The sequence below is a fragment of the Streptomyces pathocidini genome (assembly GCF_001418495.1).
In the GTDB taxonomy this organism is placed as follows: domain Bacteria; phylum Actinomycetota; class Actinomycetes; order Streptomycetales; family Streptomycetaceae; genus Streptomyces; species Streptomyces pathocidini.
Map to the genome: position 1 here is coordinate 1 of NZ_LIQY01000080.1, position 6,705 is coordinate 6,705.

Consider the following 6,705-nt stretch of genomic DNA (forward strand, 5'->3'; position numbering starts at 1 on the left):
TTCAACTCGCACGCCATCGAGAGCCAACTGCACCGCGTCGAAGGCCTGTCCGAGCACTTCCTCTACGTCAACGACGACGTGTTCCTGGGCCAGCCGCTGCGGGCCAACCACTTCTTCCAGAGCAACGGCGCGGCGCACTTCTTCCGTTCGCCGACCGCGGTCCCGCCCAGCCCGTTGGCCCAGGACGACGAGGGCTACATCGCGGCCGGGAAGAACAACCGCGAACTGCTGCGCGCGGCCTTCGGCCGGGTCGCGACCCACGGCTTCGTACACGCCCCGCACCCGCTGCGGCGCAGCGTCCTGGAGGAGATCGCCGAACGGTTCCCGGACGAGATCGCGGCCACGGCCGGCAACCGGTTCCGCGCGCCGACGGACCTGTCGGTCACGTCCTCGCTGCACCACCACTACGGCTACCTCACGGGCCGCTCGGTCCCGTCGACCATCTCCTGCGCATACGTCAACGCGGGCCGCTACGACCACCACACCGTGCTCAGCAGGCTGCTGGCCGCCCGCAACCGCAACGTGTTCTGCATCGGCGACTCGGCGGACGGCGAGGTGCCCGCGACCGAACAGGACCGCGTGATCAGGGCGTTCCTCGCGGGCTACTTCCCGGTCCGCTCCCCCTTCGAGAAGCCGTAGCCGGAAACACGCAGGGCGGCCGCTTCCGATCCGGAAGCGGCCGCCCTCTGTCCGTGCCCGGCGCCTACTGGTGCGTGCGCAGCAGCTGCCGCATCGTGCGCATGGCGACCGAGAGGTTGGCCAGGTCGAAGGACTCCGAGCCCTGGATCTCGTCCAGCGTGGCCCGCGCGCGGCCCAGGAGCGGCGCGTTCTTCGCCTCCCAGGAGGTGAAGCGCTCCTCCGGCGTCGCGCCCCCGTCGGCCGACGCCAGGATGTCGGCGGTCAGGGCCGCGTGCGCGGCGAACAGGTCCTCGCGGATCGCGGCGCGCGCCATCGACTGCCAGCGGTCGGCCCGCGGCAGCTCGATGATGCGGTCCATCAGCCGGCTGATGGACAGCCGGTCGGCGAGGTCGTAGTACACCTCGGCGACCTCCAGCGGCGCCTTCCCGGTCCGGTCCGCGATCGCCACCACGTCGAGCGCGGGGAACGCCGAGGAGAACCCGGCAACCCGCTGCGCCAGCTCCGCGGGCACCCCGGCCTCGACCAGCTCGTCATGGATGTTCTCGTACCACTCCAGGTCGGGCCCCTTGAGCAGCTTCGGCAGCTGCCCCCAGACCTCGGCCACCCGATCGCCGAAGAACGCGACGCTCTCGGCGAGTTGCAGCGGCTGCGGCCGGTTGCCCAGCAGCCAGCGCGTCGCGCGCTCGACCAGCCGCCGCGAGTGCAGCCGGATCCGGGTCTGCACGGCGGCCGGGACCCTGTTGTCGAGCGACTCGACCTCGTCCCACACCCAGCCGAGCTTGAAGATCGCGCGGGCGGCGGTGTGCGCGCGCACGATCTCCTCGGTGGAGGCCCCGGTCTCCTCCCGCATCCGGTGCAGGAAGGTCGTACCCGAGCTGTTGATCGTGTCGTTGACGAGGACCGTCGTCACGATCTCCCGGCGCAGCGCGTGGTTGTCGATGTGCTCGACGAACCGCTCGTTGAGCGCCCTGGGGAAGTACGCGTGGAGCAGCTGCTCCAGGTACGGGTCATCCGGCAGCTCGGTGGTGATCAGCTCCTCGGCGACCGTGATCTTCAAGTAGGCGAGGAGGACGGCCAGTTCGGGCTGGGTCAGCCCGCGCCCAGCGCTCAGCCGCTCGCGGATCTGCCGGTCGGCGGGCAGGAACTCCAGCCCCCGGTCCAGCCGCCCATCGTGCTCCAGCCGCCGGATGAACCGCTGGTGGGCGTGGAGCAGGCTGGGCGCCTGGGCCACCGCGTTGGCCAGGGCGACGTTCTGCGCGTAGTTGTTGCGCAGCACGAGCGCGCCGACCTCGTCGGTCATCTCGGCGAGCAGCTTGTTGCGCTGCTTGACGGTCATGTCGCCGTCCTCGACGACCTTGTTGAGCAGGATCTTGATGTTCACCTCGTGGTCGGAGGTGTCCACCCCGGCGCTGTTGTCGATCGCGTCGGTGTTGATCCGCCCGCCCTGCGCGGCGAACTCGATCCGGCCCAGCTGGGTGAGCCCCAGGTTGCCGCCCTCGCCGACGACCTTGACCCGCAGGTCCTGGCCGTCCACCCGGATCGCGTCGTTGGCCTTGTCGCCGACGTCGGCGTGCGTCTCGCCGGCCGCCTTGACGTACGTGCCGATGCCGCCGTTCCACAGCAGGTCGACGGGGGCCTGGAGGATGGCCTTCATCAGCTCGGCCGGGGTCATCTTGGCGATCCGCGACTCGATGCCCAGCGCCGCGCGGATCTGCGCGTTGATCTGGATGGCCTTGGCGCTGCGCGGGAAGACCCCGCCGCCCTGCGAGATCAGCGAGGCGTCGTAGTCGGCCCAGGAGCTGCGCTGCAGCTCGAACATCCGGCGCCGCTCGGCGTAGGAGACGGCCGCGTCCGGGGCGGGGTCGATGAAGATGTGCCGGTGGTCGAAGGCGGCGACCAGCCGGATGTGCTCGGAGAGCAGCATCCCGTTGCCGAACACGTCGCCCGACATGTCGCCGACGCCCACGACGGTGAAGTCCTCGGTCTGGGTGTCGTGGCCCAGCTCGCGGAAGTGGCGCTCGACCGACTCCCACGCGCCGCGCGCGGTGATGCCCATGCCCTTGTGGTCGTAGCCGGCCGAGCCGCCGGAGGCGAACGCGTCGCCCAGCCAGAACCCGTACGCGGTGGCGACCTCGTTGGCGATATCGGAGAAGGTCGCGGTGCCCTTGTCGGCGGCGACGACCAGGTAGGTGTCGTCCTCGTCGTGCCGGACCACGTCCTTGGGGTGCACGACCTCGCCGCCGACCAGGTTGTCGGTGATGTCGAGGAGGCCGGAGATGAAGGTTCGGTAGCAGGCGATGCCCTCGGCCAGCCAGGCGTCCCGGTCCAGCGACGGGTCGGGCAGCCGCTTACCGACGAACCCGCCCTTCGCGCCCACCGGCACGATCACGGTGTTCTTCACCATCTGCGCCTTGACCAGGCCCAGGATCTCGGTGCGGAAGTCCTCGCGCCGGTCGGACCAGCGCAGCCCGCCGCGCGCGACCTTGCCGAACCGCAGGTGCACGCCCTCGACGCGCGGCGAGTACACCCAGATCTCGTACGCCGGGCGGGGCGCGGGCAGGTCGGGGATGGCCTGCGGGTCGAGCTTGAGCGAGATGTACGCGTGCGGCTTCCCGGTCTTGTCACCCAGTTGGCCCCTCCCGATGCTTCCCTCGCAGGCGCTCTGGAAGTAATTAGTGCGCAGCGTGGCCTTGATGACGGTCAGGAAGGAGCGCAGGATGCGGTCCTCGTCCAGGCTGGCCACCTGGTCGAGCGCCGCGTCCAGCTCCTCCAGCAGCGCGTCCGTCAGCTCCACGCCGGCGCCCTGGCGGGCCGGGGAGAGCCGGGCCTCGAAGAGGTTCACCAGCAGCCGGGTGGTGTGGACGTTGTTGCGGAGGGTGTCCTCCATGTAGTCCTGGCTGAAGGTGGAGCCGGCCTGCCGCAGGTACTTGGCGTAGGCGCGCAGCACGGTCGCCTGGCGCCAGGTCAACCCGGCCCGCAGGACGAGGCCGTTGAAGTCGTCGTTCTCGGCCTGCCCGGTCCAGACGGCCGCGAAGGCCTCTTGGAAGCGCTCTCGGGCGTCGTCGGCGAGGTAGTCGCCGCCGTTCTGCGTGGGCGCGGGCATCCGCAGCCCGAAGTCGTAGATCCAGGCGCTGGTGCGGTCGGTGCAGCGCAGCTCGTACGGCCGCTCGTCGATGACCTCCACGCCGAGCCGGTTGAGCACCGGCAACACGGCGGAGAGCGAGACCTGCTGGCCCGAGCGGTAGATCTTGAAGCGGCGCTCGCCGGGGGCCGCGCCCACCGGCTCGTACAGGCTCAGTTCGAAGTCCCGCTCGCCGCCCTCGGGGGTCAGCTGCTCCAGGTGCTGGAGGTCGGAGACGGCGGCGCGGGGCGAGTAGACGGCCTTGTAGCCCTCCTCGAAGGCGCCCGTGTAGCGGCGCATCAGCTCGGCGGCGCGCTCCTCGCCGACCTCGGCGTTGAGCGCCTCGGCGAAGCCGTCCTCCCAGGAGCGGGCGGCCTCGGCGAGCCGGGCCTCGATCCGATCGACGTCTCTCTCGGTCAGGTCGGGCAGCTCGGTGCCCGGCTCGACGCGGACGACGACGTGCAGCCGGGTGAGCACCGACTCGGTACTCATGAGCGTGAAGTCGACGCTGCAGCCGTCGAGTTCCTCCATGAGGATGGCGGTCAGCCGCTGCCGGACGGTGGTGTTGAACCGGTCCCGGGGCAGGTAGACCAGCGCCGAGTAGTAGCGCCCGTAGTCCTCCTGGCGGAGGTACAGCCGCAGCCGGCGGCGCTCCTGGAGGTAGAGGACGCTGGTGACGATCTCGCGCAGCTTGTCGACCGGCGTCTGGAACAGCTCGTCGCGCGGGTAGGTCTCCAGGATCTGCAGCAGGTCGCGCCCGTCGTGGCTGTTCGGGGTGAACCCGGCCTCGGCCAGCACCTCGGCGACCTTGCGGCGGATCACCGGCACCCGGCGTACGGACTCGGTGTAGGCGGCCGAGGAGAACAGGCCGAGGAAGCGGCGCTCGCCGACGACGTTGCCCTGCGCGTCGAACTTCTTGACGCCGATGTAGTCGAGGTACGAGGGGCGGTGCACGGTCGCGCGGCTGTTGGCCTTGGTCAGCACCAGCAGCTTGTGCTCGCGCGCCTTGGCGCGGGCGTCGGCGGGCAGCCGGTTGAAGGAGGGCGAGACCGGGTGGCCGTGGTGGTCCTGGCGGTCCGTGTGCGAGGGGTCGGAGCGCAGGATGCCGAGGCCGGTGCCGGGGACGGCGGTCAGCACGTCCTCCTCGTCGCCGTTGGTCGGCTCGGTCGTCAGCTGGTACTCGCGGTAGCCGATGAAGGTGAAGTGGTCGTCGGCGAGCCAGCGCAGCAGCTCACGCGCCTCCTCGACCTCCTCGCGCGGCAGGTCCTGCGGGTGCGGCTCCCCGATCAGCCCCTCGGCCAGCCGGGTCGCGGCGTCCCGCATCTTCTCCCAGTCCTCGACGGCCTCCCGTACGTCGGAGAGCACGCGCAGCAGGTCGGCGGTGATCTGCTTGAGGTCGCCCCGGTCGGTCTCCCGGTCGATCTCGACGTGCATCCAGGACTCGGTGAGCGCGTCGTGCGGCAGCCCGTCCGCGCCACCGCGCCGGACGTCGGACAGCACCTCGATGAGCTTGCCGGTGAGATCACGGCGCACGACGACCTGCGGGTGGATCACCACATGGATGCCGCGGCCCTGGCGGGACAGCTCGTTGGTGACCGAGTCCACCAGGAACGGCATGTCGTCGGTGACCACCTCGACGACCGAGTGGCTGCACGTCCAGCCGTTCTCCTCCACGGTCGGGGTGTGCACCCGGACGTTCGCGGTGCCCTGCGGGCGGGACTCGGCGAGGCGGTAGTGGGACAGGGCGGCGCCCAGGATGTCGACCGGGTCGCGGTCGGCCAGGTCCTCGGGAGCGGTGTGCAGGTAGTAGCGCTGGAGGTACGCGGTGAGGGACTCCGGGGCGAGGCCCTGTACGGGGTGCTGTCCCCCGGCAGGGCTGTTCTCGGCTACCCGGGCCGCCCGTGCGAGCAGCTCGGCCTTGGCTTCGTCCAGCTTGTTCTGCATGTCCTCTTGGCTCCTGTCGCGCGCCGTTGCGTGACGTAGGTGGCGGAACGGGCACCGCGCCGCGACGCGGGGTTGCCGGCCGGAGCCGGAGCGGTGCCTTGATGGCCGTGATGAGAGATGACCGGGGCGTTCTCGGCCGGCTGAGGGCTCGGCTCCCGGGGCAGGCGCGGCTCCGGGGCGGCTCTGCCCCGGCACGTTCCCGTCCGCCCCGACAGCAGGGGTCGCGGGCGTATCGCGCTGATCACGGGGTCCAGGCTATCGCCCCCACCCAGGGCGCCGTCATGAGCCGTATCTGTACAAATCCCGGGCCGGAAGTTTGACGATCTGGACAGCGACGCACTCGGACCGCGGAGGTGGGATCCATGGCGGCGAAGATCCTGATCGTGACCGGGGACGCAGCGGAGTCGCTGGAGGTGCTCTACCCGTACCAGCGCCTCCAGGAGGAGGGGTACGAGGTCCACATCGCGGCGCCGAGCCGGAAGAGGCTGCGGTTCGTGGTGCACGACTTCGAGGAGGGCTTCGACACGTACACCGAGAAGCCGGGCTACACCTGGCCCGCCGACCTGGCCTTCTCGGAGGTCGACCCCGGGCAGTACGTGGCGCTGGTCGTGCCCGGCGGTCGCGCGCCGGAGTACCTGCGCAACGACCCGGAGCTGCGGAAGGTCCTCAAGGCCTTCTTCGACTCCGACAAGCCGGTGGCCCAGATCTGCCACGGCCCCCTGCTGACGGCGTCCGTGGACGCCCTCCGAGGCCGCCGCGTCACCGCGTACCCGGCTCTGGAGCCCGACATGCAGACGGCCGGCGCCACCTTCCGCGACACGGAAGCGGTGGTGGACGGCGCCCTGGTCTCCTCCCGAGCCTGGCCCGACCACCCATCGTGGATGCGGGAGTTCCTGACGATCCTGAGGGACAAGACCCCGGCGGCGTGAGAACGGACCGACGGTCCGGCCCCCGTTTGCCACACTGCGTGCAGGCGTTCCGCCGGGCGGGGGCCCTGGGGG

General features: G+C 70.8%; 3 protein-coding genes. 2 read left to right on the plus strand and 1 reads right to left on the minus strand.

What is annotated here, in order from left to right:
- Nucleotides 1-639: stealth conserved region 3 domain-containing protein (locus tag AOK16_RS05265; RefSeq protein WP_205627632.1), on the plus strand; the 639-nt coding region annotated here is incomplete at its 5' end.
- Nucleotides 640-703: 64 nt separating this feature from the next.
- Here the strand turns inward: AOK16_RS05265 and AOK16_RS05270 are convergent.
- Nucleotides 704-5,704, minus strand: coding sequence for an NAD-glutamate dehydrogenase (locus AOK16_RS05270; protein ID WP_055471043.1), 5,001 nt, complete (start codon nt 5,702-5,704; stop codon nt 704-706).
- A 362-nt stretch (nt 5,705-6,066) separates the two neighbouring features.
- Between AOK16_RS05270 and AOK16_RS05275 the strand changes: the two genes are divergently transcribed.
- On the plus strand, nt 6,067-6,633 hold the full coding sequence (locus tag AOK16_RS05275; protein WP_055471044.1) for a DJ-1/PfpI family protein: 567 nt from the start codon (nt 6,067-6,069) through the stop codon (nt 6,631-6,633).
- The last annotated feature ends 72 nt before the right edge of the window (nt 6,634-6,705 follow it).

Bases quoted from the DNA above. Each gene is read 5' to 3' on its own strand.
- AOK16_RS05270 (WP_055471043.1), bottom strand. From the start codon at position 5,704: ATGCAGAACAAGCTGGACGAAGCCAAGGCCGAGCTGCTCGCACGGGCG.
- AOK16_RS05275 (WP_055471044.1), top strand. From the start codon at position 6,067: ATGGCGGCGAAGATCCTGATCGTGACCGGGGACGCAGCGGAGTCGCTG.